Source organism: Nocardioides humi (assembly GCF_006494775.1).
Lineage (GTDB): Bacteria > Actinomycetota > Actinomycetes > Propionibacteriales > Nocardioidaceae > Nocardioides > Nocardioides humi.
On sequence record NZ_CP041146.1, the window covers coordinates 1,715,103 to 1,737,989 of the forward strand.

At 72.9% G+C, this 22,887-nt stretch carries 23 protein-coding genes and 5 pseudogenes; 16 read left to right on the forward strand and 12 right to left on the reverse strand.

What is annotated here, in order from left to right; all coding sequences use genetic code 11:
* Nucleotides 1-14: 14 nt before the first annotated feature.
* From FIV44_RS08475 to FIV44_RS08495, 5 genes are all read left to right on the forward strand, one after another.
* Entirely contained in the window at nucleotides 15-920 is a 906-nt protein-coding gene (locus FIV44_RS08475; RefSeq protein ID WP_141004063.1) for a LysR family transcriptional regulator, read from the forward strand.
* Nucleotides 921-927: 7 nt separating this feature from the next.
* Complete coding sequence (locus tag FIV44_RS08480) at nucleotides 928-2,031, forward strand: mandelate racemase/muconate lactonizing enzyme family protein (RefSeq protein ID WP_141004064.1); 1,104 nt, start codon at nucleotides 928-930, stop codon at nucleotides 2,029-2,031.
* Between the two features lie 104 nt (nucleotides 2,032-2,135).
* Nucleotides 2,136-3,002 carry a catechol 1,2-dioxygenase gene (gene catA, locus FIV44_RS08485; RefSeq protein ID WP_141004065.1) on the forward strand — a complete coding sequence of 289 codons (867 nt, stop codon included), beginning with the start codon at nucleotides 2,136-2,138 and terminating at the stop codon, nucleotides 3,000-3,002.
* Nucleotides 3,002-3,280, forward strand: coding sequence for a muconolactone Delta-isomerase (gene catC / locus FIV44_RS08490; protein WP_141004066.1), 279 nt, complete (start codon nucleotides 3,002-3,004; stop codon nucleotides 3,278-3,280). The genes catA and catC overlap by 1 nt, the downstream gene beginning before the upstream one ends.
* Nucleotides 3,281-3,389: 109 nt before the next feature.
* Entirely contained in the window at nucleotides 3,390-4,112 is a 723-nt protein-coding gene (locus FIV44_RS08495; RefSeq protein ID WP_181411054.1) for an alpha/beta fold hydrolase, read from the forward strand.
* On the opposite strand, the gene FIV44_RS08500 is transcribed toward FIV44_RS08495, so the two are convergent.
* The gene (locus tag FIV44_RS08500; RefSeq protein WP_141004068.1) at nucleotides 4,069-4,380 is read right to left on the reverse strand and encodes a chorismate mutase; all 312 of its coding nucleotides are present in this window, start codon (nucleotides 4,378-4,380) and stop codon (nucleotides 4,069-4,071) included. The genes FIV44_RS08495 and FIV44_RS08500 overlap by 44 nt on opposite strands.
* 56 nt (nucleotides 4,381-4,436) lie before the next feature.
* Here FIV44_RS08500 and FIV44_RS08505 point away from each other — a divergent pair, with 56 nt between their 5' ends.
* The 5 genes from FIV44_RS08505 (at nucleotide 4,437) to FIV44_RS08525 (ending at nucleotide 8,965) form a co-directional block, all read left to right on the forward strand.
* Nucleotides 4,437-5,795: a TrpB-like pyridoxal phosphate-dependent enzyme gene (locus FIV44_RS08505; protein WP_141004069.1), complete on the forward strand. Its 1,359-nt coding sequence runs from the start codon at nucleotides 4,437-4,439 to the stop codon at nucleotides 5,793-5,795.
* Nucleotides 5,796-5,925: 130 nt separating this feature from the next.
* Complete coding sequence (locus FIV44_RS08510) at nucleotides 5,926-7,107, forward strand: RtcB family protein (RefSeq protein ID WP_141004070.1); 1,182 nt, start codon at nucleotides 5,926-5,928, stop codon at nucleotides 7,105-7,107.
* 53 nt (nucleotides 7,108-7,160) lie between these two features.
* Entirely contained in the window at nucleotides 7,161-7,778 is a 618-nt protein-coding gene (locus FIV44_RS08515; protein WP_246086889.1) for an HD domain-containing protein, read from the forward strand.
* Nucleotides 7,779-7,931: 153 nt separating this feature from the next.
* Complete coding sequence (locus tag FIV44_RS08520) at nucleotides 7,932-8,297, forward strand: hypothetical protein (RefSeq protein WP_141004071.1); 366 nt, start codon at nucleotides 7,932-7,934, stop codon at nucleotides 8,295-8,297.
* Nucleotides 8,298-8,341: 44 nt separating this feature from the next.
* Nucleotides 8,342-8,965 carry an alpha-ketoglutarate-dependent dioxygenase AlkB gene (locus FIV44_RS08525; RefSeq protein ID WP_141004072.1) on the forward strand — a complete coding sequence of 208 codons (624 nt, stop codon included), beginning with the start codon at nucleotides 8,342-8,344 and terminating at the stop codon, nucleotides 8,963-8,965.
* Between the two features lie 87 nt (nucleotides 8,966-9,052).
* Here FIV44_RS08525 and FIV44_RS08530 read toward each other — a convergent pair.
* The 8 genes and pseudogenes from FIV44_RS08530 to FIV44_RS08560 form a co-directional block, all read right to left on the reverse strand.
* A pseudogene (locus FIV44_RS08530) lies at nucleotides 9,053-10,383 on the reverse strand (ISL3 family transposase).
* A gap of 119 nt (nucleotides 10,384-10,502) precedes the next feature.
* Nucleotides 10,503-10,898, reverse strand: coding sequence for a VOC family protein (locus tag FIV44_RS08535; protein WP_141004073.1), 396 nt, complete (start codon nucleotides 10,896-10,898; stop codon nucleotides 10,503-10,505).
* Nucleotides 10,895-11,728, reverse strand: a complete 834-nt coding sequence (locus FIV44_RS30345; protein ID WP_181411055.1) for a hypothetical protein — start codon at nucleotides 11,726-11,728, stop codon at nucleotides 10,895-10,897. The genes FIV44_RS08535 and FIV44_RS30345 overlap by 4 nt, the downstream gene beginning before the upstream one ends.
* 13 nt (nucleotides 11,729-11,741) lie before the next feature.
* Entirely contained in the window at nucleotides 11,742-11,999 is a 258-nt protein-coding gene (locus tag FIV44_RS33085) for an inositol monophosphatase family protein (RefSeq protein ID WP_281285813.1), read from the reverse strand.
* 193 nt (nucleotides 12,000-12,192) lie between these two features.
* Nucleotides 12,193-12,363 (reverse strand): annotated as a pseudogene (locus FIV44_RS33090) (inositol monophosphatase family protein); the annotation flags it as partial.
* 544 nt (nucleotides 12,364-12,907) lie between these two features.
* Nucleotides 12,908-13,510, reverse strand: a complete 603-nt coding sequence (gene pth / locus FIV44_RS08550; RefSeq protein ID WP_141004074.1) for an aminoacyl-tRNA hydrolase — start codon at nucleotides 13,508-13,510, stop codon at nucleotides 12,908-12,910.
* Between the two features lie 95 nt (nucleotides 13,511-13,605).
* Nucleotides 13,606-14,246, reverse strand: a pseudogene (locus FIV44_RS08555) (50S ribosomal protein L25/general stress protein Ctc).
* 198 nt (nucleotides 14,247-14,444) lie between these two features.
* A complete protein-coding gene (locus tag FIV44_RS08560) occupies nucleotides 14,445-14,876 on the reverse strand; it encodes a MarR family winged helix-turn-helix transcriptional regulator (protein ID WP_141004075.1) in 432 nt (143 codons plus the stop codon).
* 94 nt (nucleotides 14,877-14,970) lie between these two features.
* Here FIV44_RS08560 and FIV44_RS08565 point away from each other — a divergent pair, with 94 nt between their 5' ends.
* Together FIV44_RS08565 and FIV44_RS08570 are read left to right on the forward strand one after the other, a co-directional pair.
* The gene (locus tag FIV44_RS08565; RefSeq protein ID WP_141004076.1) at nucleotides 14,971-15,606 is read left to right on the forward strand and encodes a maleylpyruvate isomerase family mycothiol-dependent enzyme; all 636 of its coding nucleotides are present in this window, start codon (nucleotides 14,971-14,973) and stop codon (nucleotides 15,604-15,606) included.
* Between the two features lie 55 nt (nucleotides 15,607-15,661).
* The gene (locus tag FIV44_RS08570; protein WP_141004077.1) at nucleotides 15,662-16,834 is read left to right on the forward strand and encodes an ATP-binding protein; all 1,173 of its coding nucleotides are present in this window, start codon (nucleotides 15,662-15,664) and stop codon (nucleotides 16,832-16,834) included.
* A gap of 102 nt (nucleotides 16,835-16,936) precedes the next feature.
* Here FIV44_RS08570 and FIV44_RS08575 read toward each other — a convergent pair whose 3' ends face one another.
* Nucleotides 16,937-17,917 carry a ribose-phosphate diphosphokinase gene (locus FIV44_RS08575; protein WP_141004078.1) on the reverse strand — a complete coding sequence of 327 codons (981 nt, stop codon included), beginning with the start codon at nucleotides 17,915-17,917 and terminating at the stop codon, nucleotides 16,937-16,939.
* Between the two features lie 295 nt (nucleotides 17,918-18,212).
* On the opposite strand from FIV44_RS08575, the pseudogene FIV44_RS33935 reads away from it, so the two are divergent.
* Nucleotides 18,213-18,395: pseudogene (locus FIV44_RS33935) on the forward strand (LppU/SCO3897 family protein); the annotation flags it as partial.
* Between the two features lie 2 nt (nucleotides 18,396-18,397).
* On the opposite strand, the gene FIV44_RS08580 reads toward FIV44_RS33935, so the two are convergent.
* On the reverse strand, nucleotides 18,398-19,333 hold the full coding sequence (locus FIV44_RS08580) for a TetR/AcrR family transcriptional regulator (RefSeq protein ID WP_141004079.1): 936 nt from the start codon (nucleotides 19,331-19,333) through the stop codon (nucleotides 18,398-18,400).
* Between the two features lie 966 nt (nucleotides 19,334-20,299).
* Nucleotides 20,300-20,764, reverse strand: a pseudogene (locus FIV44_RS31990) (NTP transferase domain-containing protein); the annotation flags it as partial.
* Between the two features lie 286 nt (nucleotides 20,765-21,050).
* Between FIV44_RS31990 and FIV44_RS08590 the strand changes: the two are divergent.
* From FIV44_RS08590 to FIV44_RS32000, 3 genes are read left to right on the forward strand one after another with little or no spacing between them, the layout of a single operon-like run.
* Nucleotides 21,051-21,740 carry a sensor histidine kinase gene (locus FIV44_RS08590; protein ID WP_181411056.1) on the forward strand — a complete coding sequence of 230 codons (690 nt, stop codon included), beginning with the start codon at nucleotides 21,051-21,053 and terminating at the stop codon, nucleotides 21,738-21,740.
* 37 nt (nucleotides 21,741-21,777) lie between these two features.
* On the forward strand, nucleotides 21,778-22,002 hold the full coding sequence (locus FIV44_RS31995) for a hypothetical protein (RefSeq protein ID WP_246086890.1): 225 nt from the start codon (nucleotides 21,778-21,780) through the stop codon (nucleotides 22,000-22,002).
* Between the two features lie 38 nt (nucleotides 22,003-22,040).
* The gene (locus FIV44_RS32000; protein WP_246086891.1) at nucleotides 22,041-22,466 is read left to right on the forward strand and encodes a LuxR family transcriptional regulator; all 426 of its coding nucleotides are present in this window, start codon (nucleotides 22,041-22,043) and stop codon (nucleotides 22,464-22,466) included.
* Nucleotides 22,467-22,887: the final 421 nt, after the last annotated feature.

Consider the following 22,887-nt stretch of genomic DNA (forward strand, 5'->3'; position numbering starts at 1 on the left):
AGGGGGAGGTGACCATGGATCTCAAGCAGCTGCGCTACTTCGACGCCGTCGCGGAGACCTGTCACTTCGGCCAGGCCGCGGAGCGCCTGCACCTGGCCCAGCCCGCGCTCTCCCAGGCCGTCCGGCGGCTCGAGGCCGAGCTCGGCGTGCTCCTCCTCGCCCGGACGACCCGGCAGGTCGCGCTGACGCCGGCCGGCGAGTTCTTCCACCGCGAGGTGCGCCGGATCCTCGGCGATCTCGACGCCTGCGTGGTCGGCACCCGCAGCATCGCCGACGGCAGCCGCGGCCTGCTCCGGGTCGGGTTCACCGGGACCAGCGCCTTCACCCAGCTGGCCCGCCTCTCCCGGATGGTCCGCGCGGCGCTGCCCGGCGTCGCCCTGGAGGTGCAGGCCGACCTGCTGACGCCCGGCCAGGTGGAGCGGCTGCTCGACGGCCGCCTCGACCTCGGCGTGCTCCGCGGGCCGGTCGCCGACCCCGGCATCGAGACCCGCACCCTGATGCAGGAGCCGCTCGTGCTGGCGCTGCCGGCCGACCACCGGCTGGTCCCGGAGCCCGCGCTCGAGGTGGTCGACGTCTCGGCCGAGGAGTTCGTCGCGTACGCCGACGCCCGCTCCGCCGTCAACGAGGCGATGGTCTCCAGCTGCCTGCGCGCGGGCTTCTCGCCCAATGTCACCCACCGGGCGCCCGGCACGGCGGCGCTGCTGGCCCTGGTCGCCGCCCACCTCGGCGTCGCGCTGGTGCCCGAGTCGGTGCGCAGCATGCAGCTCAGGGGCGTGGTGTTCCGCGACGTCGCCGACGCCGCGACCATCGACCTCTCGCTGGCCTGGCGGGCCGACGAGCCGTCGGCCCTGGTGGCCGGGGCGCTCGGCGTACTCGACCGGCACGGCTTCTTCTCCCCGCAACCCTCCCCCACGAGCTGAGGACCCCGTGAAGATCACCGCGATCGAGGCGATCCCGTTCCGGATCCCGTACGTCAAGCCGCTGCGGTTCGCCAGCGGCGAGGTGCACGTCGCCGACCACGTGCTGGTCCGGGTGCACACCGACGACGGGGTCGTGGGCGTGGCCGAGGCGCCGCCGCGGCCGTTCACCTACGGCGAGACCCAGCGCGGGATCATCGCGGTGATCGAGACGATCTTCGCGCCGCAGGTGGTCGGCCTGGCGCTGACCGACCGCGAGCAGATGGCCGCGCTGCTGGGCCGCACCGTCGGCAACCCCACCGCCAAGGCCGCGATCGACATGGCCGTGTGGGACGCCCTCGGCCGCACCCTCGGGCTGCCGGTCTCCGAGCTGCTCGGCGGCTACACCGACCGGATGCGGGTCTCCCACATGCTCGGCTTCGACCAGCCCGCCGCGATGGTCGACGAGGCCGAGCGGATGCGCGACGTGCACGGCATCACCACGTTCAAGGTCAAGGTGGGGCGCCGGCCCGCATCGCTCGACGTCGCCGTGGTCCGCGCGCTGCGCGAGGGCCTCGGCCCCGACGTCGTGCTGTACGTCGACGGCAACCGCGGCTGGACCGCGTCCGAGTCCGCGCGGGCGATGCGGCAGATGGCCGACCTCGACCTGGCCTTCGCCGAGGAGCTCAGCCCCGCCGACGACGTGCTCGGGCGGCGCTGGCTGGTCGGGCAGCTCGACGTACCGTTCATCGCCGACGAGTCCGCCACGACGCCGGCCGAGGTGACCCGCGAGGTGCTCGGCGGCTCGGCCACGGCGCTCTCGGTCAAGACCGCGCGGACCGGCTTCACCGGCTCGCAGCGGGTGCTCCACCTCGCCGAGGGGCTCGGGCTCGAGGTGGTGATGGGCAACCAGATCGACGGCCAGCTCGGCTCGATCTGCACCGTGGCGTTCGGGGCGGCGCATCAGCGCAGCAGCCTGCACGCCGGCGAGCTCTCGAACTTCCTCGACATGAGCGACGACCTGCTCACCGAGCCGCTGCGGATCGAGAACGGCGAGCTGGTCCTGCGCCCCGGCGCCGGCCTCGGCGTCCAGATCGACGAGGAGAGGCTGCGGCGCTACCGCTGCGACCGCTGACCCACCCGGACCACCCCAGACCACCCGACCACCAGACCACCCGACCACCACCGACCCTGGCAGGCATGTGGCACTGCCAGTCCCCACCCGAGAGGAACCCGACAATGTCCGTCGACACCACGCACGAGGTCGCGACCGCCGCGGCCTCGGGAGCCAGCGCCACCGAGCGCTTCCACACCGACAAGTCCCCCTTCGCCGCGGTCCGCGACACCCCGCCGGAGCGGGTCGACGCCCTGGCCCGCAAGGTGCTCGCCGCCGTCCACGCCACCATCCGCGAGGAGCGGGTCAGCTACGACGAGTACAACGCCCTCAAGGCCTGGATGATCAACGTCGGCGAGGACGGCGAGTGGCCGCTCTTCCTCGACGTCTGGGTCGAGCACGTCGTCGAGGAGGTCAACACCGACCACCGCGAGGGCAGCAAGGGCACCATCGAGGGCCCCTACTACGTGCCGGACGCGCCCGAGCGCGGCGCCCGCGGCACCATCGCGATGCGCGACGGCGAGGCCGGCACCCCGATGCTCTGGTCGGGCCAGGTCACCTCCACCCACGGCAGCCCGCTCGGCGGCGCGGTCGTCGAGCTGTGGCACGCCGACAGCGACGGCTTCTACTCCCAGTTCGCGCCGGGCATCCCCGAGTGGAACCTGCGCGGCACGTTCACCACCGACGAGCAGGGCCGCTTCGAGATCACCTCGATCCGCCCGGCGCCGTACCAGATCCCGACCGACGGCTCCTGCGGCAAGCTGATCGCCGCGGCCGGCTGGCACGCCTGGCGACCCGCCCACCTGCACGTGAAGGTGTCCGCGCCCGGCCACGAGCTGCTCACCGCCCAGCTGTACTTCCCCGGCGACGAGCACAACGACGACGACATCGCCGACGCCGTGAAGCCCGAGCTGATGCTCGCCCCGGTCGACCAGCCCGACGGCTCGATCACCGTCGACTACGGCTTCGTGCTGGACCCGGTGCGCGCCTGATGCTCTTCGCGGTCCGGATGGACGTCGACCTCCCGCGCGACCTCGCCCCCGCCGAGCGCGAGGACCTGGTCGCGCGGGAACGGGCGTACTCCCAGGAGCTCCAGCGCGGCGGCGAGTGGGCGCACATCTGGCGCATCGTCGGGCTGTACTCGAACATCAGCATCTTCGACGTGGACTCCAACGCGCGGCTGCACGAGATCCTGTCCGGGCTCCCGCTGTTCCCCTTCCTGCGGATCGAGGTCACCCCACTGACCGCGCACCCGTCGGCGATCCGATGACCGCCCCGCTCCCGGTGATCGCGCTGCGGCACCTCGCCGGCCTGCCCCGGCGGCCGCTGCTCGTCGTCGGCCCGTCGCTCGGCACCACGGCCGACCGGCTCTGGGGGCGGTGGCCGCCTCCCTGCCGGGCTGGAACCTCCTCGGCTGGGACCTGCCCGGCCACGGCGCCAGTCCGGCCGCGGACCGGCTGACGCCCGGCTTCTCGATGAGCGACCTGGCCGCGGCGGTCCTCGCGGCCGTCGACGAGGCGGTCGGCGACGACCTGCCGTTCGCGTACGCCGGCGACTCGGTCGGCGGCGCCGTCGGGCTCCAGCTCGCCCTGGACCACCCCGGCCGGGTGTGCTCGCTGACCGTGCTGTGCAGCGCCGCGTCCTTCGGCCCCCCGGCCGGCTGGCACGAGCGGGCGGCGCGGGTCCGCGCCGAGGGGATGGCGCCCATGGTCGCCTCCTCGCCGGCGCGCTGGTTCGGGTCGGCGATCCGCTCCGCGCCCGGCGAGCGCACGGCGGGGCCGCTGGCGGACCTGGCGGAGGTGGACCCCGAGGGCTACGCCCGGGTCTGCGAGGCGCTGGCCGGCTTCGACGTCCGGGCACGGCTGGCGTCGGTGAGCGTTCCCCTGCTCGCCGTCGCCGGCGCCGAGGACGTCGCCACCCCGCCGGCCGTCCTGGCCGAGCTCGCCGACGGCGTACCCGAGGGACGGCTGGAGGTCCTCGACGGCGTGGGCCACCTGGCGCCGTACGAGGCGCCGGCCGAGGTCGCGGCGCTGCTCTCGTCAGCGCTGCGGGGTGAGCTCAGTCGTCGCTCTCCTCAGCGAACTGCTCGTGGTTGCGGATGACCTCCGCGATGATCACGTTGAGGATCTTCTCGGCGAAGTGCGGGTCGAGCCCGGAGCTCTCCGCCATCGACCGCAGCCGCGCGATCTGAACCGCCTCGCGGGCGGGGTCGGCGGGCGGCATGCCGGCGCGCGCCTTGAGGCGCCCGACCGTCTCGGTGCACTTGAAGCGCTCGGCCAGCAGGTGCACGAGGGCGGCGTCGAGGTTGTCGATGCTCGACCGGAGTCGGTGGAGCTCGGCCCGGGCGTCGTCTGCACTCACGTGCTCCATCCTGCCCTACGATCCGGGCAACCCTCCTTCGACAACCGCAGACCGAGAGGACGCCCATGAGCGACGACCGGGTGACGTACACCCTCGAGCCGGACGAGCAGCCGACCCACTGGTACAACATCGTGGCCGACCTGCCGACGCCTCCCCCGCCGCCGCTGCACCCGGCGACCCACGAGCCGGTCGGGCCGGACGACCTCGCGCCGCTGTTCCCGCCGGAGCTGATCGCCCAGGAGGTCACCGCCGAGCGGTACGTCGAGATCCCGGAGCCGGTCCTCGACGTCTACCGCCAGTACCGGCCCTCGCCGCTGTACCGGGCCCGCCGCTGGGAGGAACGGCTCGGCACGTCCGCGCGGATCTACTACAAGTACGAGGGCGTCTCGCCGGCCGGGTCACACAAGGTCAACACGGCCGTGCCGCAGGTCTACTACAACCGCCTCAACGGCATCACGCGCCTGACCACCGAGACCGGCGCCGGTCAGTGGGGCACCGCCCTGTCGTACGCCGCCGCGCTGTTCGGCGTCGAGTGCGAGGTCTGGCAGGTCGGGGCGTCGTACGACACCAAGCCGCAGCGACGCACCCTGATCGAGGTCTTCGGCGGCAGGGTGCACCGCTCGCCGAGCCGGCTCACCGAGTCGGGCAAGGCGTTCGCCGAGGAGCACCCGGGCTCGCTCGGCATCGCGATCTCCGAGGCGGTCGAGGTGGCGGCGCAGGATCCCGAGGCGAAGTACGCCCTCGGGTCGGTGCTCAACCACGTGCTGCTGCACCAGACGGTGATCGGCGAGGAGGCGCTGCGCCAGCTCGCCAAGGCCGGCGAGTCCGGCGCCGACCTGGTCGTCGGCTGCGCCGGTGGCGGCTCGAACTTCGCGGGGCTGTCCTTCCCGTTCCTGCGCGAGAGGCTGGCCGGCAACCAGGCGCCGCGGATCCTCGCCGTCGAGCCGAGCTCGTGCCCCACGCTGACCCGCGGCGAGTACCGCTACGACTTCGGCGACACCGCCGGCCTCACGCCGCTGATGAAGATGCACACCCTCGGCCACGACTTCGTGCCCTCCCCCATCCACGCGGGCGGCCTGCGCTACCACGGCATGGCGCCGCTGGTCTCCCACGCCGTCAACGAGGGGCTGATCGACGCGGTCGCGCTGCACCAGAGCGAGTGCTTCGAGGCCGCCGTCGAGTTCGCCCGCACCCAGGGCGTCGTACCGGCCCCCGAGTCGTCGCACGCCCTCGCCCAGGTACGCCGCGAGGCGCTCGCCGCCACGGAGGCCGGTGCGTCGCCGGTCATCGTGGTCGGGCTGTCCGGGCACGGCCTGCTCGAGCTCGGCGCGTACGAGAGCTTCCTCGGCGGCCGGCTGGAGGACGACCCGCTCTCGGACGAGGCGCTGACCGCGGCGCTGGCGAACGTGCCGGTGGTCGGCTGACCCGCCCCTCGTCGTACGGCCCGGTAAATGCGGTGTGCAACGCATTTACCGGGCCGTAGCGTTCCCGGCTGGCCGCGATCCCGCGGGCCGAGCAGAACACACGAGAAGGGCAACGACGCAGGACACCACGATGGACAAGATCACCCCGAAGCTCCTCAGCTGGGCTTCGATCCTCGAGCAGGGCACGCGCGACCAGGCGATGACCACGGCACGGATGCCGTTCATCCACCCGCACCTCGCGCTGATGCCCGACGCCCACCTGGGTCTGGGCGCGACGGTGGGCTCGGTCATCCCGACCCTCGGCGCGATCATCCCGGCCGCGGTCGGCGTCGACATCGGCTGCGGCATGATCGCCGTGCGCACCCGGTTCACCACCGACCAGCTGCCCGCCGACCGGCGACCGCTGCGGGAGGCCATCGAGCGGGCGGTCCCGCTCTCGGCCGGCGCGGCGAACCAGCGGATCAGCCGGGCGCACACCGAGCGCCGGCTCGCCGAGCTCACCGAGGCGGCGGAGAAGGCGGGATTCGAGCCCGGCCGCTACGCCGGGCGCTGGGAGCTCCAGCTCGGCACCCTCGGCTCGGGCAACCACTTCATCGAGGTCACCGTCGACGAGGAGCAGCGGGTCTGGCTGTTCCTGCACTCCGGCTCGCGGGGTGTGGGCAACAAGATCGCGCAGAAGCACATCCAGGTCGCCCGCGAGCTGTGCGAGAAGTGGTGGATCAAGCTGCCGGACAAGGACCTCGCCTACCTCGCCGAGGGCACGGACGAGTTCTGGGCGTACATCCGCGAGATGCGGTGGGCGCAGCGCTACGCCCTGCTCAACCGCGAGGAGATGATGGACCGGGTGGTCCGGCAGTTCGCGGAGTGGGTGGGCCTCGGGTCCGCCGACGACGTCGAGCGGGTCGAGGAGATCAACTGCCACCACAACTACACCGAGCAGGAGCGCCACTTCGGGCGCGACGTCTGGCTCTCCCGCAAGGGCGCGATCAACGCGGAGCGGGGACGGCCGGGCCTGATCCCGGGCTCGATGGGCACGGCGTCGTACGTCGTCAGCGGGCTCGGCAACCCGGTCGCGCTCAACTCGGCGCCGCACGGCGCGGGGCGGGAGTACTCCCGGTCCAAGGCCCGCCGGACGTTCACCCGCGAGCAGCTGCGGGAGGCGATGGCGGGCATCGAGTACCGCGACACGGACGCGTTCATCGACGAGATCCCGGCGGCGTACAAGGACATCGACCGGGTGATGGCCGACGCCGCCGACCTCGTCGAGGTCCGGCACACGCTGCGCCAGGTCGTGAACGTCAAGGGTGACTGACCGGAGGCACCCCGGCCGTGACAGCGGCGGGGCGGGTCGGTTTGAATACCGGGATGGAGGACGACCATCCCGATCCGATCGACCTGCCCTGGCCGCTGACCGGAGCCGACGCCCTGCGTGACGAGCTGCTGGCGGCGTACGCCGAGCCGAGCCGCGGTCACCACGGCACCCGTCACCTCGCCGAGGTGCTCGCCCGCCTCGAGGAGCTGGCGGCAGCCGGCGCGAGCTACGACCGGACGCCGGTCCTGCTCGCGGCCTGGTTCCACGACGCCGTGTACGACGGCGAGCGGGACGCCGAGGAGCGCTCGGCCACCTGGGCGGAGGACGCGCTGCCGGCGCACACCGACGCGGCCACGGTCGCCGAGGTCGCCCGGCTGGTGCGCCTCACCGAGCACCACCGCCCCGAGCCGGGCGACGCCAACGGCTGCGCGCTCTCCGACGCGGACCTGTCCATCCTGGCCGCCCCCCGGGAGCGGTACGACGAGTACGTCGCCGCGGTCCGCTCGGAGTACGCCCACCTCGCCGACGACGTGTTCGCCGCCGGTCGCGCCGAGGTGCTGCGCGCGCTGACGGACACCGAGGAGCTGTTCCGCACCGCCCACGGCCGCGAGCGGTGGGAACGGCCGGCCCGCGCCAATGTCGCGCGCGAGCTGGCGACGCTGCCCGCCTGACCCCGTCCCCGGCGCCCCATGCGAATTCGCGCGGCTTTCGACGTTTTCCCAACGATTTCGCATGGGGCGGGCGGCGGGCCGTCGCGGGTCGGGAGCGGTGCCGGCTGCGATGCCCGGAACCGGCCCGTCACCGAACCCGCGCACAATGGACCTGTGGATGACAGCGTGATCTTCCGGGCCCGAGCGCAGGTTCTGGCCGACCTGCAGGCCCGCGCCCTCGGTACGCCGGACTCCGTGACCCTCCTCGAGGACGCCTGCTCCGAGCGCCGGTGGTGGCTCGGTCAGTGGCCCGAGGGAGCGCCGTTCATCGCCGGGCTGGTGGCCCAGGACGTCCAGGACGCGCTCGCCGACCGGTTCGGGCGGCAGGCGCGGGAGGGGCTGTGGCCGGTGTGCACCCGCTGCGGCGACGGACCCGTGCACGCCCTGCACATCGAGCCCGATCTCGGCGGCCCGGACCCGGCCTGGGTCTGCGAGGAGTCCGGCACCGTCGTGGCGCCGCTCGGCGGCCTCGACACCTGACCCGCCGTACGAACATCTGTTCGAATCTGAGATATCCTCGATGCATGCCGGTGGACTTCCAGACCAGCTTGTTCGACGCCGCCGCTCCGGCGAGCGAGGTCGCCACCGAGCGGCGGCGGCTGAGCGGCGGCGCCTGGGTCGACGTCGCGCGTGACTGGCTGCCCGATGCCGACGACGTCTTCGCCACGCTGGTCCGCGACGTCCCGTGGCGCGCGGAGCGGCGGGCGATGTACGACCGCGTCGTCGACGTACCCCGCCTGGTCTTCACCTACATGATCGGCGACGACCTCCCCCACCCGGCGCTCACCGCGGCGCGGGAGCGGCTGACGGCGCGGTACGCCGACGAGCTGGGCGAGCCGTTCCGGACCGCGGGCTGCTGCTACTACCGCGACGGTCGCGACAGCGTCGCCTGGCACGGCGACACGATCGGCCGCGGGTCCACGCACGACACGATGGTCGCGATCGTCTCGGTCGGCGACCCGCGCCGGCTCCACCTGCGCCCCCGCGACCCGGACCGGCGCGAGGAGGCGTTCGCGGTCGAGATGGGGCACGGCGACCTGGTCGTCATGGGCGGGTCCTGCCAGCGGACGTGGGAGCACGCCGTGCCGAAGGTCGCCACCGCCGGGCCGCGGATCTCCGTGCAGTTCCGGCCCCTCAACGTCTTCTGATCCTCTTGGGCCGAGCGCGTCTCCGGCGACGAGAAAGCAAACAAGTTCCCGGAGGTCGCCTCCCGCCGCGCTGCCGGCCAAACCGGCTCATCGCAATCGAGGGTGTAGTTGGGGTCTGAAGCCGCCGGTCTCTAGCAGGGATCGGGCGATGTAGTTGGTCAGGTTGCGGAACCCGAGCGCTGAGCCGCGGAGGTGTTCGAGGCGGCCGTTGAGTGCCTCGGTCGGCCCGTTGGACGTGCCGGGCCGGTCGAAGTAGGCCAGCACGTCAGCGGCGCGCTTCTTCAACGTCCGCCCCAGCCTGGTGACCTCGACCAGCGTCTTCGGCACACCGGTGCTGACCGACTCGATCAGCTTCACCATCAGGTCCCGGCCACGGCGGGGTCCTCGTGCCGGTAGGCCGCGATCATCCGCTGGTAGATCCCCCACGTCGCCTCGACCTCGACATGGGCATCCTCGGCGAACAGCGCGTTGAGCCTGGCGATCTGCTTGTCGGTGAGCAGGTCGGCACCGGTGGACAGGGTCCGTCGCGCAGCGTACAGCGGGTCGCCCTTCCTACCGCGGTGACCGTGGATCGCTTGCTGGATCCGGCGCCGGCACTCATCGAGAGCATCACCGGCCAGACGGACCACGTGGAACGGGTCCATCACCGCGACCGCGGCAGGGACCTCCTCCGCGGCGGCGGTCTTGAAGCCGGTGAACCCGTCCATCGCGACCACCTCGACACCGGCACGGAACGCCTCGGTCTGCTCAGCGAGCCAGGTCTTGAACACCGACTTCGAGCGGCCCTCGACCATGTCCAACAGCCGTGCCGGGCCGGTGCCGTCGCGCACCGGGGTGAGATCGATGATCACGGTCACGTACTTGTCGCCGCGATCACCTGGCCGGGTGTGTCTCCACACGTGCTCGTCGATGCCGAGCACACGGACGCCGTCGAGGCGGTGCTCGTCGTTGATCAGCACCCGTCTGCCTTCGGCCAGGACCGCATCGTTCGCGGTGTTCCACGCGACCCCGAGACCCTCGGCGACACGTGCGACGGTCAGGTGCTGCACCACGATCCCTTCCAGCGCCCACCGCAGCCCCCGACGCGACAGCTTCGCCCGCGGCTCGGCCGCCAAGCTGGTGTCCTGGCGCCACACCTGGCCGCACTCGCGGCACCGGTAGCGACGGACCGCGACTTCGAGGGTGGTCGGGCGCCAACCGAGCGGCTCGTGCGCGAGTCGACGGACCACGGTGTCGCGTGCCAGTCCCTCCCCACCGCAACCGCGGCACCACCGGTCGTCATCGACGACCCGGCAGGCGAGGACAGCACGATCAGGTTCGAGCCGCTGCCCGATCACAGCCAGGCCGAGGCCGTCGAGCCGGGCGAAGGTAGTCAGATCGGGGTGGCCGAACCCGGCCGGCGGGGTAGCGTCAGGCATGTCGAGGTCTTCTGGATGGGCGGCGTAGGAACCTCCATCCTCGGGAGACCTCGACACCTATCCCAGGACCGACGCGCCGACCCGACCTACACCCTCATCTGCGAAGAGCCGCCAAACCCCTACGACTCGGCGACCTCGGCGTCCGAGCGCAGGATGCAGAACTCGTTGCCCTCCGGGTCGGCCAGCACCACCCACCCGGAGCCGGGGCCGCGGATGCCGCGATGGTCGGCGACCTGCGTGGCGCCGTACTGCAGCAGTCGGTCGACCTCCTCGTCCCGGGTGCCGGTGCGGGGGCGGAGGTCGAGGTGGATCCGGTTCTTGCCGGCCTTGCGCTCGGGGACCTCGATGAACAGCACCTGGTGGCCGGAGTCCGGGTCGACGATCATGCACTCCTCGTGCCCGGGCTCGTTGGGGTCGTCGGGAAGGTCGGTGTAGCCGAGCACCGGCTTCCACCACTCGGAGAGCTCGAAGGCGTTGGCGCAGTCGATGGTGGTGTGGGAGACGTACGACGTCACGGGCTCGCTCCTGGGGTCGGCGTCGGCGAGGGGGTGGGGGTCGGGGTGGGCGTGGCCGTCTCGGTCGCGGTGGCCGTGGCGGACGGGGACGCGGTCTCGGAGGGCGTGGGCGTCGTGGTGGCCTCGGTGGGGGCGGTGGTCGCGGTGTCGGTCGGGGACGGCGTGGGCGTGGGGGTCGGCGTCTCCTCGGCCGGCTCCTCCTGCTTCTTCTCGTCCTTGCTGCCGCCGCTGTTGCCGAAGATGCCGGAGAAGGAGGTGCGGTCCTTGCCGTCGGTGCCGCCGGTGATCGTCGAGACGCTCCTGCCGAGGACCAGCTCGACGGCGCCGATCACGAGCAGCGAGATCAGGAAGACGCCGACGGCCAGCACCGCGATCCGCTTCCAGGGCAGCATGGCCCAGCGGTTGGGTGCCTGCTCGGCGGACTCGTCCGCCTCGTCGTCCGCCTCGTCGTCCGCGGCGTCGCCCTCGTCCTCCCCTGGGGCATCGCCCTCCGCGGCGTCGAGGTGGCGGTGCGCGCGGTCCAGCTCGCGCTCGGCCGCCTGCGGGTCGGAGCGCCGCGCGGCGCGGCGTACGTTCTGCTCGGCGAGGTTGACCCGCTGCATCGCCGCGGCCTGGACGTCGGCCATCCGGCGGCGGCTGGACTCGATGCCCTGCTTGTAGAGCGCGGTGCTGACGGTCGCGATGACGCTGCCGAGCGCGGCGCCGATCAGGGTGCCGGCCGCGCCGAGGGTGGAGAGCAGCACCGCGACCGTGACGGCCGCGCCAGCGCCCGCGGCGGTCGCCTGCCAGTCGATCCGGGCGGCCTTCTCATCGGTCTCCGTCTGTGCCATGGGCGACGCCGGGTCAGTCGGTGCCGTTCGCGGCGATGAACGCGAGGATCTTCTCGGACAGCTCGGGGCGGCACACGATCACGTCGGGCAGGTAGACGTCGGCCTGGTTGTAGACCAGCTCGCTGCCGTCGACCCGCGAGGTGAACAGGCCCGCGGCCCGGGCCACGGCGACCGGCGCGGCGGAGTCCCACTCGTACTGGCCGCCCGCGTGGACGTAGGCGTCGGCCACGTCGCGCACCACCGACATCATCTTCACGCCGGCCGAGCCCATCGGGACCAGCTCGGCGTCGAGCTCCTTCGCGAGGGCCTCGACGAAGGCGGGCGGGCGGGTGCGGGAGACGGCGATGCGGGGGCGCTGCGAGGTCCGGGGAGGTACGACGGGCGGCCGGCCGGTGTCGAAGGCCCCCCAGCGCCGGCTGGGCCACGGCCCCGGCGATCAGGTCGCCGTTCTGCCACAGCGCCACGTGCACCGCCCAGTCGTCGCGCGGCGGCTCGGAGAACTCGCGGGTGCCGTCGAGGGGGTCGACGATCCAGGCGCGGGTCGCGCGCAGGCGGGCGTCCTTGTCGGCGGCGTTCTCGAGCGCCTCCTCGGAGAGGACCGCGTCGTCGGGCCGGTAGGTCGCCAGCAGCTCCATGAGCAGCTCGTGGGCGGCGCGGTCGCCGGCGTCCTTGAGCGCCTTGCCCTCCAGCCCCCCGGCCCGCACCTCGAGCAGGCGGCGGCCGGCCTCTTCGGCCAGCCAGGCGGCGAGGAGGTGGTCGTCGGCGACGACCTCGGGGGCGGGGGTACCGGGCTCGAAGGTCACCGGGTCAGCCTAGTTGAGCCCCCTGACCGCGGCCCCATCAGGAAGCGCGCGGCAGCGTGGCGTCCTGCGCGCAGCGCATCGGCGGCGAGGATGGTCCGAGCGAAGCGAGTGACCGTCCGCGGCCGTCGATCGGACGACACGCTCGCGCCATCAGGAAGCGCGCGGCAGCGTGGCGTCCTGCGCGCAGCGCATCGGCGGCAAGGATGGTCCGAGCGAAGCGAGTGACCGTCCGCGGCCGTCGATCGGACGACACGCTCGCGCCATCAGGAAGCGCGCGGCAGCGTGGCGTCCTGCGCGCAGCGCATCGGCGGCAAGGATGGTCCGAGCGAAGCGAGTGACCGTCCGCGGCCGTCGATCGGACGACACGCTCGCGCCATCAGGAGTTGAACCGCTGCTGGGTCTTCTCGAGGCCGTCGGCGATCAGGCTCTCGACGGCGTCGGCGGCGGTGTCGACCTGGAACGGCAGCTCCTTGCGCTCCTTGGCCGAGTAGTTGGAGAGCACGAAGTCGGCGACGTCCTGGCGGCCCGGCGGGCGGCCGATGCCGGCGCGGACCCGGTGGAAGTCGCCGGTGCCGAGGGAGGAGCGCATCGACTTCAGGCCGTTGTGGCCGTTGTCGCCGCCGCCCTTCTTGACGCGGAGGGTGCCGAAGTCGATGTCGAGCTCGTCGTGGATCGCGACGATCCGCTCGGCGGGGACCTTGTAGAAGGTCACGAGCGCCTTGATCGGGCCACCGGACTCGTTCATGTACGAGCGGGACTTGGCCAGCACCACCCGCGGAGCGGCGGTGCCCGGAGCGCCGAGCCGGCCCTCGACGACCTCGGCGCGGCCGGACTTGTGGGCGCGGAAGCCGCTGCCCATCCGGCGGGCCAGCTCGTCGACCACCAGGTGGCCGACGTTGTGGCGGTGCCCGGCGTACGACGGGCCCGGGTTGCCGAGGCCGACCACGAGCCAGACGTCGGCGCTGTTCGCGTCGCTCACGGAGGTCTCCTCGGCGTCAGGTACGGCGGTGCTCCCCGGCGCGAGAGCCCGCGCCGGGGAGATCAGTCGGCCCAGGAACCACCTGAGCCTGCCGATCACTCGGTGTCGCCACCCTCGGCGGGCGCCTCGGGCTCGTCCTTCTCGATGCCGGCCTCGGCCTCGGCCTCCTCCAGCTCGGCCTCGACGGCCTCGGCGGTCGGGGCGGAGGTGACGTTGACGACGAGGGTCTCGGCGTCGGTGAGCAGCGTGGTGCCGGACGGCAGCGTGATCTGGCCCGCGAGGAACTGGGTGCCGGCCTCGGCGTCGGTGACGTCGATCTCGAACTGCTCGGGATGTGGGTGGCCTCGGCCTCGACCTGGATCGTGGCGTTCTCGCTGACGACCAGGGTCTCGGCGGCGGCGTCGCCCACGACGTGGACCGGGACGTCGACGGTGACCTTCTCGCCGCGCTTCACGGCGACGAAGTCGACGTGCTCGAGGACGCGGCGGACCGGGTCGACCTGGACCTGCTTGGTCAGGGCGAGCTGCGAGGTGCCGTCGATGTCGAGCTCGAGCAGCGCGTTGGCGCCGCCGTGCTTGATCGCCATCATCGTGTCGTGGCCCGGGAGGGTCAGGTGGATCGGGTCGTTGCCGTGGCCGTAGACGACGGCCGGGACCTTGTCCTCGCGGCGGATGCGGCGGGCGGCGCCCTTGCCGAACTCGGTGCGGACCTCGGCCTTGATCTTCTCGCTGCTCATGGGGCTCTCCTCGTCAGTGGTGGTGGGCGGATGCCCCGGGGACGAGGAACGCCGCGCTTCCCTCACCCGGTGACCGGCAGGGCGCGCGGCGTCGTGCAGACGAGCCGGCCCAGTCGATCACGGAGTCACAGAAGCGGGTGCTCCCTCGCCGAGGCAACCGCAGAAGGCTACCCGGGTACGCCGGACCGGGCGAAATCCTCACCGCCAGGGGTCGGTGATCTCGCGCAGGTCCGCCAGCGCCGACCTCAGGGCGGCCATCCGCTCGGCACCCAGGTGACGCGTCCACTCCCGCTCGATCGCCCGCTCCTCGCGGCGGGCCAGCCGCTGGGCCTCGCGTCCCCGCGGCGCGATCAGGACGAGCCGCGCCCGGGCGTCGGCGGGGTCGAGCACCCGCTCGACGTACGCCGCCCGCTCGAGCTGGTCGACGAGGACGCTGGCGCTCTGCTTGGTGATCCGCGCCTGCTCGGCGAGGTCGGTGACCCGGATGCCGTCCTCGCTCAGCCGCGCCGCGACCCGGGCCATGGCGGGGGTCAGGTCGTCGTACCCGGCGGCGGCGAGGGCGTCGGCCACCCGCTGCTCGACGTACCGCGCGCCGATGAACATGAGCAGTGCGGGGTGCGGCTCGGCCACGCGGTCCCCTCTCCTCGCCGGACGACCTTGACGAAACCGGTCAGTCAGGCTGACGATATCAGTCAGCCATCCTGACCAGTTGGAGGGAGGCGCGATGGACCGGCCGGAGCTGTGGCGGCACATCCACGCCGAGCGGGCGGCGATCGCCGAGCTGCTGGCCGGGCTGACCGACGAGGAGTGGCAGCACCCCACCCTGTGCCCCGGCTGGACGGTCCACGACATCGCCGCCCACGTGATCTCCACGCCGCAGATCGGGTGGCGCCAGCTGCCGGGCATGGTCGCGCGCAACCTCGGGCGCGGCTACAACACGATGATCTTCCGCGAAGTGAGGCGCCTCGGCGCCCGCGAGACCCGCGCGAGCATCCTCGGCGACTTCGAGAGGTACGCCGCCAGCACCCGCCACGTCCCCACGACCACCGCGGTCGAGCCGCTCGTCGACGCCCTCCTGCACCACCAGGACATCGCCCGGCCGCTCGGCCGACAGCACGCGATGGCGCCCGCGGCGGCGGTCGTCGCCGCGGACCGGGTACGCCGGCTGGCGCCGCTCATGGGCACCCGGCGCCTGCTGCGGAGCATCCGGCTGGTCGCCACCGACGTCGACTGGGACCGCGGCACCGGGCCCACCGTCACCGGGCCGATCCAGGAGCTGCTCATGATCGCCTCGGGCCGGGCGCCGGACCCGGATCTGGTCCGTGGCGACGGGCTGGCGGCGCTGGCGACACGTGGTTGATACCGACTTATACTTGACCGAAGTATAAAGACGTATCACACCACGGAGGCCGGCCATGCCGAGCAATCCCTACACCCCCGGCCAGGTGCCGCGGATCCTCGCCGGCCGCGCCGTGGAGATGCGCCGGATCGAGGGCCTGCTCGCCCGAGTGGCGACGTACGGCGAGCTCGGCGGCCCCCTGCTGCTGTTCCACGCGCCCCGCGGGATCGGCAAGACCTCGCTGCTGCGGGCCGGTCAACGCCGCGCCGTGGAGTCCGGGTTCGTGACCGCGTGGGTCGCGTGCTCGCGCCAGCAGCCGGTCCTGCCCGAGATCGCGCACGCCATCGGGCGCGCGCTCGACCGGGCGGACGCCGTACCGTCCGGCGCCGCCGGCAGCAGCTGGCGCGGCCAGCTCGAGCGGCTGACCGTCGAGGTGGGGATCCCGGGCGCGAAGGTGCAGGCGCAGGTCGGCCGCAAGGAGGCGACCGCTCCCCCGCAGGCGGCGATCGGGATCCTCGAGTCGCTGCTGCACGACGCCTCGTCGTTGGTCCGGCAGCACGGCGGCGCGGGGCTGCTCCTCCTGCTCGACGAGCTCCACACGGCCTCGGCCGACGAGATGTCCGTGCTCCTCAACACCCTGCAGAACCTCGACGGCGAGCGGACCGAGAACCCGCTCGCCACCGTCGCCGCCGGGCTGCCCGTCACCCCCGAGGCGCTCACCCGGGCCGCGACCTTCGGCGAGCGCAGCACCTTCGTCTCGCTCGACGTGCTCTCCGACGACGACGCCCGCGCGGCGCTGGTCGGGCCCGCCGAGGCCGAGGGCGTCGGGTGGTCCGACGCCGCGCTCACCGCGATCGTCGCCGAGTCGCGCGGCTACCCCTACCTCATCCAGCTGCTGGGCAGCACCACCTGGGACGCCGCCGCACCCGCCAGCGGCAGCCGGCTCACCCTCGCGGCCGTGAAGCGGGGACTGCCCGTCGCCCGCGACCAGCTCGCCGCCATGCACCGGGCACGCTGGGGCGCGGCCACCCGCCTCGAGCAGCGGTTCCTCGCGGCGATGGCCGCCGCCGGCGAGGGCAATGTCACCCGGGCCGCGATCGCCGCCGGCATGGGGGTCGACTCCCGCGCCATCAGCGTCCCCCGCGAGCGGCTGATCGACAAGGGCGTGATCGAGCCGGTCGGTCACGGGCTGGTGCGGTTCACCCTGCCCGGGTTCGGCGCCTTCGTCCGGGGCTTGGACGACGCCTGAACCGCGGTCTTGGTGAGGGTTCGATTGGGCAGAGACTGCATGCCCACGGCCCGAATTGCTGCGGTTTGGTCCCAAACCGCAGGGATTTGTGAACGGCGTTAACTACGCGTGGCCGTCGAACATCGAGGTGACGGAGCCGTCCTCGAAGACCTCGCGGATGGCCCGGGCGACGAGGGGGGCGATCGACAGCGTGGTCAGCTTGTCGAACTGCTTCTCGGGCGGGACCGGGAGCGTGTTGGTGATGACGACCTCGGTGGCCGAGCAGTTCTTGAGCCGGTCGACGGCGGGGTCGGAGAGGATGGCGTGGGTGGCGGCGATGATCACGCCGGCCGCGCCGTCGGCCATCAGCGCCTCGGCGGCCTTCACGATGGTGCCGCCGGTGTCGATCATGTCGTCGGTCAGCACGCACATGCGCCCGGAGACGTCGCCGACGACCCGGTTGGCGACGACCTCGTTGGCGACGTCGGTGCGCCGGCTCTTGTGGATGAACGCCAGCGGGGCGCCGCCGAGGCGGGCGGACCAGCGCTCGGCGACCTTGATCCGGCCGGCGTCCGGCGAGACGACGGCGAGCGGCTGGTCGCCGTACTTGTCCTTGATGTAGTCGGTCAGCAGCGGCAGCGCCATCAGGTGGTCGACGGGGCCGTCGAAGAAGCCCTGGAGCTGGTCGGCGTGCAGGTCGACGGTGATGATCCGGTCGGCGCCGGCGGTCTTGAACAGGTCGGCCATGAGGCGGGCCGAGATCGGCTCGCGGCCGCGGTGCTTCTTGTCCTGGCGGCTGTAGCCCCAGAACGGCATGACCACGGTGATCCGCTTGGCGGAGGCGCGCTTGAGCGCGTCGACCATGATCAGGTGCTCCATGATCCACTCGTTGATCGGAGTGGTGTGGCTCTGGATCACGAAGGCGTCGCAGCCGCGGACGGACTCCTCGTAGCGGACGTAGATCTCGCCGTTGGCGAACTCGTACGCCGACGTCGGGACCAGCTCCTGGTCGAGGATCTGAGCGACCTCGTCGGCCAGCTCGGGGTGTGCTCGTCCGGAGAAGACCATCAGGTTCTTCTCGGTCGTCCGCTTCAGACCGCTCACGCGCGTGACTCCCCTGGGTCGACGGAGGTGGTGCCCCCGATTCTGCCGCCTCGGTCGCCGAAGACCCAACTGGGGTTCACGCGCTGGTCACCCGCCGTGTCACCTGCGGGAGCCGCGGCGCGACGAGCCCCACCGGACGCCCCCTTGCCCGCCGCCTTCCGATGATGTTGACTGACCCAGCAGTCAACATCATCTCGGGGAGGTCCACGTGGCCACGTCTACCGCGGGCGGCTTCGTCGCCACGCTCGTCAGGGGGCTGATCGGCAAGGCCGTCGCCTTCGTCGTCGGTCTCGCCGTGCTCGCCGGCGTCACGTACTTCTTCCTGCGGTCCGAGGCGGCCGCGGCACCCGACGTCGGCACCTGCGTCAACGTCACGGGCAGCATCGCCGACGCGGACACCGAGGAGCTCCCCTGCTCCGACCCCACGGCGACGTACGTCGTCCGCGCCGACAAGGGCACCTGCGACGAGACCGAGTTGACCTACGAGATCCGGGTCGGGAGGGGCAACGGCGCCAAGGCGGTCGGGCTGTGCCTCGACCTCAACGCGAAGAAGGGCGACTGCTTCGAGATCGAGATGATCTCCGCGGACAGCAAGATCGACTGCGCCGAGGCCACCGGGTCGAGCTCCGTCCGGGTCCTGGCCACCCGGGACAGCGCCGACGGCCCTTGTCCCAAGGCCACGGTCGACCGGCGCGCCAACACGACCCGCGACACCCTCATCTGCCTGGGCAGCGCCGGCTGATCCCGGCCGGGCTCAGCGACCGGCGTCGGCCCGCATCCGGATGGCCCACGGCTCCGGGTACGCCGGCCGCCGGCCAGGGCGGTCGCCGGCTCCGGGAGACCGTAGAGCGCGTGCAGGCGGCGGCGTACGTCCTCCAGCGGGTACGTGCGGCCGTAGATCGCGGCCTTGAGGATGGCGCCCTCCACGACGCTGCGCAGCAGCACCACCTCGAGCGCGGGGTCCTCGGCGCCGCGGCGCGCGAACACCTCGGCCAGCCGGTCCTCCGCGGCCCGCATCGCCGCGTCGGCGTCCCGCTCCACCTCGGCGAAGACCTCCCGCACCCCCGGCTGGATCATCAGCGAGAGCAGGAGCGCCTGTCCGTCGGGATCCTCGGCCACCGCCGCGAGGTGGACGTCGATCATCGTGGCGAGCGCCCGGTCCGGATCGTCGGGCAGCAGGTCGACCAGCGCGAGCATCTGGTCCAGGCGGGGCCGGATCACGGCCGCGAGGAGCGCCCGCTTGCTGCCGAAGTAGTAGTTCGCCAGCCCGTGGGACACCCCGGCCGCTGCGGTGATGGCGCTCAGCGAGGTCGTCTCGTAGCCCCGTTCGGCGAACAGCCGTCCCGCGGCCTCGACCAGCGCCCCACGCGAGCGGTCGCGGAGGTCGGCGTTGGTCGATGCGGCCCGGGGTGCCATGACCTCGGAGCCTACCCGGTACGTTGACCGGTCGTTCAGTGAACGCCCGGGCCCTCGTCGGCCGCCGAAGCGGCGGCCGCGGCCTCCGCCTGCGCCGTGCCCGCGCGCCGCGACAGGACCCAGCCCTCCAGGTTGCGCTGGGGGAGGCGCTGACGGCGAGCGCACCCGCCGGCACGTCGCGTCGTACGACGGTCCCGCCGCCGGTCGAGGCTCCGTCGCCGATCGACACGGGCGCGACGAAGGTGTTGTTGGACCCGGTCCTCGCCTGCCGGCCGACGACGGTGCGGTGCTTGGCGACCCCGTCGTAGTTGGCGAAGATCGTGCCGGCGCCGATGTTGGTGCCCTCGCCGATCTCGGCGTCGCCGACGTAGGAGAGGTGCGGGACCTTCGCGCCGTCGCCGATCCGGGCGTTCTTGGTCTCGACGAAGGTGCCGATCTTGCCGTCGGCGCCGAGCACGGTGCCGGGCCGCAGGTAGGCGAACGGGCCGACCGTCGCCGAGGCGCCGATGACCGCGAGCTGCCCGTGCGTCCGTACGACGCGCGCGCCGGCGCCGATCTCGCAGTCCTCGAGCGTGGTGTCGGGCCCGACCACGGCGTCCTCGGCGACGACCGTCGCCCCGAGGAGCTGGGTGCCGGGGAGGAGGGTGACGTCCGGGGCCAGCACGACGTCGGCGTCGATCCAGGTGGTCGCGGGGTCCATGACCGAGACGCCCTCGCGCATCCAGCGGGTGACGATGCGGCGGTTGAGCTCGCGGCCCAGGTCGGCCAGCTGGGCGCGGTCGTTGGCGCCCTCGGTCTGCAGCGCGTCCTCGACGGGGTGGGCGGTGACGACCCGTCCGGCCGAGCGGGCCAGCCCGACGGCGTCGGTGAGGTAGTACTCCCCTTGGCGTTGTCGTTGCCGATCCGGCCGATCGCCTCGGCCAGGAAGGCGGCGTCGAAGGCGAGGATCCCGGAGTTGATCTCGGTGATCGCCCGCTGCTCGTCGGAGGCGTCCTTCTCCTCCACGATCGCCTGGACGACGCCGTCGCCGTCGCGGACGATCCGGCCGTACCCGGACGGGTCGGCGACGATCCCGCTGAGGATGCTCACCGCCGCGCCGGCGGACCGGTGCGACTCGGCGAAGCCCCGGAGGGTGGCGCCCTCGAGGAGCGGCGTGTCGCCGTACGCGACGAGGACGGTGCCCTCCCGCGGCGCGTCGGCGAGCGCCTCCAGGGCCACCCGTACGGCGTGCCCGGTGCCGAGCTGCTCCTCCTGGACGGCCAGCACGGCCTCGGGCCGCAGCTCGCTGACGTGCGGCCCGACCAGCTCGCGCTGGTGCCCGATCACGGTGACCACCCGGGCCGGCTCGAGCGCCGCCACGGCGGCCAGCACGTGGCCGATCATGCTGCGCCCGCCGATCCGGTGCAGCACCTTCGGGGTCTTCGACTTCATGCGGGTGCCACCGCCGGCGGCGAGGACGATCACGGTCAGGTCGGTCACAGCACCACCCTAGGGAACCCCTGATCAATCTCGCCTACTGCGCGCCGCGACATTGATCAGCGCTCCCTAGAACTCCACCGATCGAGTCGGGAATTTCCCCAAATCGATGGATCAGAAAGACCGACCGCCCGCACCAGTGGGGTGTCAGGAGGTCCGGCGACAGCGATGCGGACCTCCCTCAGCACCACCAGCACAACCCGGACCGGGCCGGGTTCGGACCAGGGCGGGAACAGGGAAGATGCAGTTCGAGCGGAGCACCGAGCACGACGCAGGTGTGCACGACGTGCGTGTCCACGACTACGAGGCGCGCCTGCACGAGGCCACCTCCATGGTGGCCGGGATCGCGTCGGCGGCGGAGCTGCTGCCGACGCTCGACGAGGGCGACCGCTCCGGACTGGAGTCGATGATGCTCGCCGAGCTGCGTCGGCTGCAACGCGTGCTCTCCGGCGCCGGGGGCGATCAGATCCAGTCCGTCGACGTCGACGACGTCGTGGCACCGCTGGTGGCCACGCACCGCGCGCGGAGCCGGAAGGTCTCCTGGCGTCCCAGCGGCGCGCGGGCGCTCGGCAGTGCCGACGTGCTCGCGGAGGCGCTCAACGTCCTGCTGGACAATGCCGCCGCCCACGGCACGCCCGACGACATCCGCATCGAGGTCCGCACCGTCGACCATCGGCTCCAGGTGGCCGTCGTCGACGGCGGACCCGGGGTGGGCGATCGGATGCGCAGGCAGCTCTTCGCCCGGGGCGCGCGACGGCCGGGATCGACGGGCCGGGGCATCGGGCTCCACGTCGCCCGGGCCCGGCTGCGCGACGGCGGCGGCGACCTCCGGCTGGACCGGGCGGCGCCGACGCGCTTCGTGATCGAGCTGCCCGCCGCCGGCCACCCGAGCCCGACCGGCCGGCGCCGTCACGAGGCATCGGTGGCGTGACCTCCATGGCCAGCATCGACCCCGCGCCCCCACCGAGGTGAACGGCCTGATCGACAGGCGGGTCGTCGTCGTCGACGACCACCAGCTGCTCTCCGAGTCCCTCGCTCTCGCCCTGTCCGTCCAGGGGTACGACGTGCGCCGCGTCCCGGTCCCCGCCCACAGCGGCGCCCCGGCGGCACTGGTGACCGCGATCCTGCGGGTGCGCCCGCGCGTGGTGCTGCTGGACCTCGAGCTGGGCGCCTTCGGGACGGGAACCGGCTGATCGAGCCCCTGGCGCGGGCCGACGTACGGGTCGTCGTGATGACCGGCTCACCCGACCGCGCCCGCTGGGGCCGGGCGGTCCTCGCCGGGGCCCGCAAGGTCGTCTCGAAGGCACGACCGCTGTCCGAGCTGACCTCCGTGGTCCGGCGCGCCAACCAGGGGCTCGGTCTCATGGACGCCGCGGAGCGCGAGGAGCTGCTGGGCGCCTGGCACACCCGCCTGGTGGAGAACGACGACATCGATCGCCGCCTGGCCCAGCTGAGCCGCCGCGAGTCGGCGGTCCTGGGGCAGCTGATGGCGGGACTCAGCGTGCGCGACATCGCCGCGCGCGGCGTCGTCTCCGAGGCCACCGTGCGCACCCAGGTCAAGGCCGTGCTCACCAAGCTCGGGGTCTCCACGCAGCTGGCCGCGGTCAGCGTGGCCAACCGCGCGTCGTGGCATCCACCCACCGAGCAGGCCAGCTGACGAGACCATGCCGAACGGAGAGCGGCACGCCACAGACGTGCTCACCAACGACACCGGACGCGCCCGACCCGCGGAGATCCCTGCCGCCGGGCCTCGATCCGCGCCGGCGCTGCCGGCGTGGCCGGTCGCGGTCCTCTTCGGGGGTCTTCCGCTGTGGTGGGCGGCCGGCGTCCTCGACGTCATCACGATCCCCTTCGGGGTCCTGGCGTTCTGGCTCCTCGGCCGCGCCGACCAGGTGCGGCTGCCCCGCGGCTTCGGGTGGTGGCTGTTCTTCTGCGCGTGGGTGGCCGCCTCGGTCGTGATGCTGGTCCAGCCCTCCGGCCTGCTCACCTTCGGCTATCGCTGGCTGCTGTACGCCGCCGCGGGCGTGCTCTTCGTCTACGTCTTCAACGCCGGCGCCACCCTCACCGCGCGCCGCCTG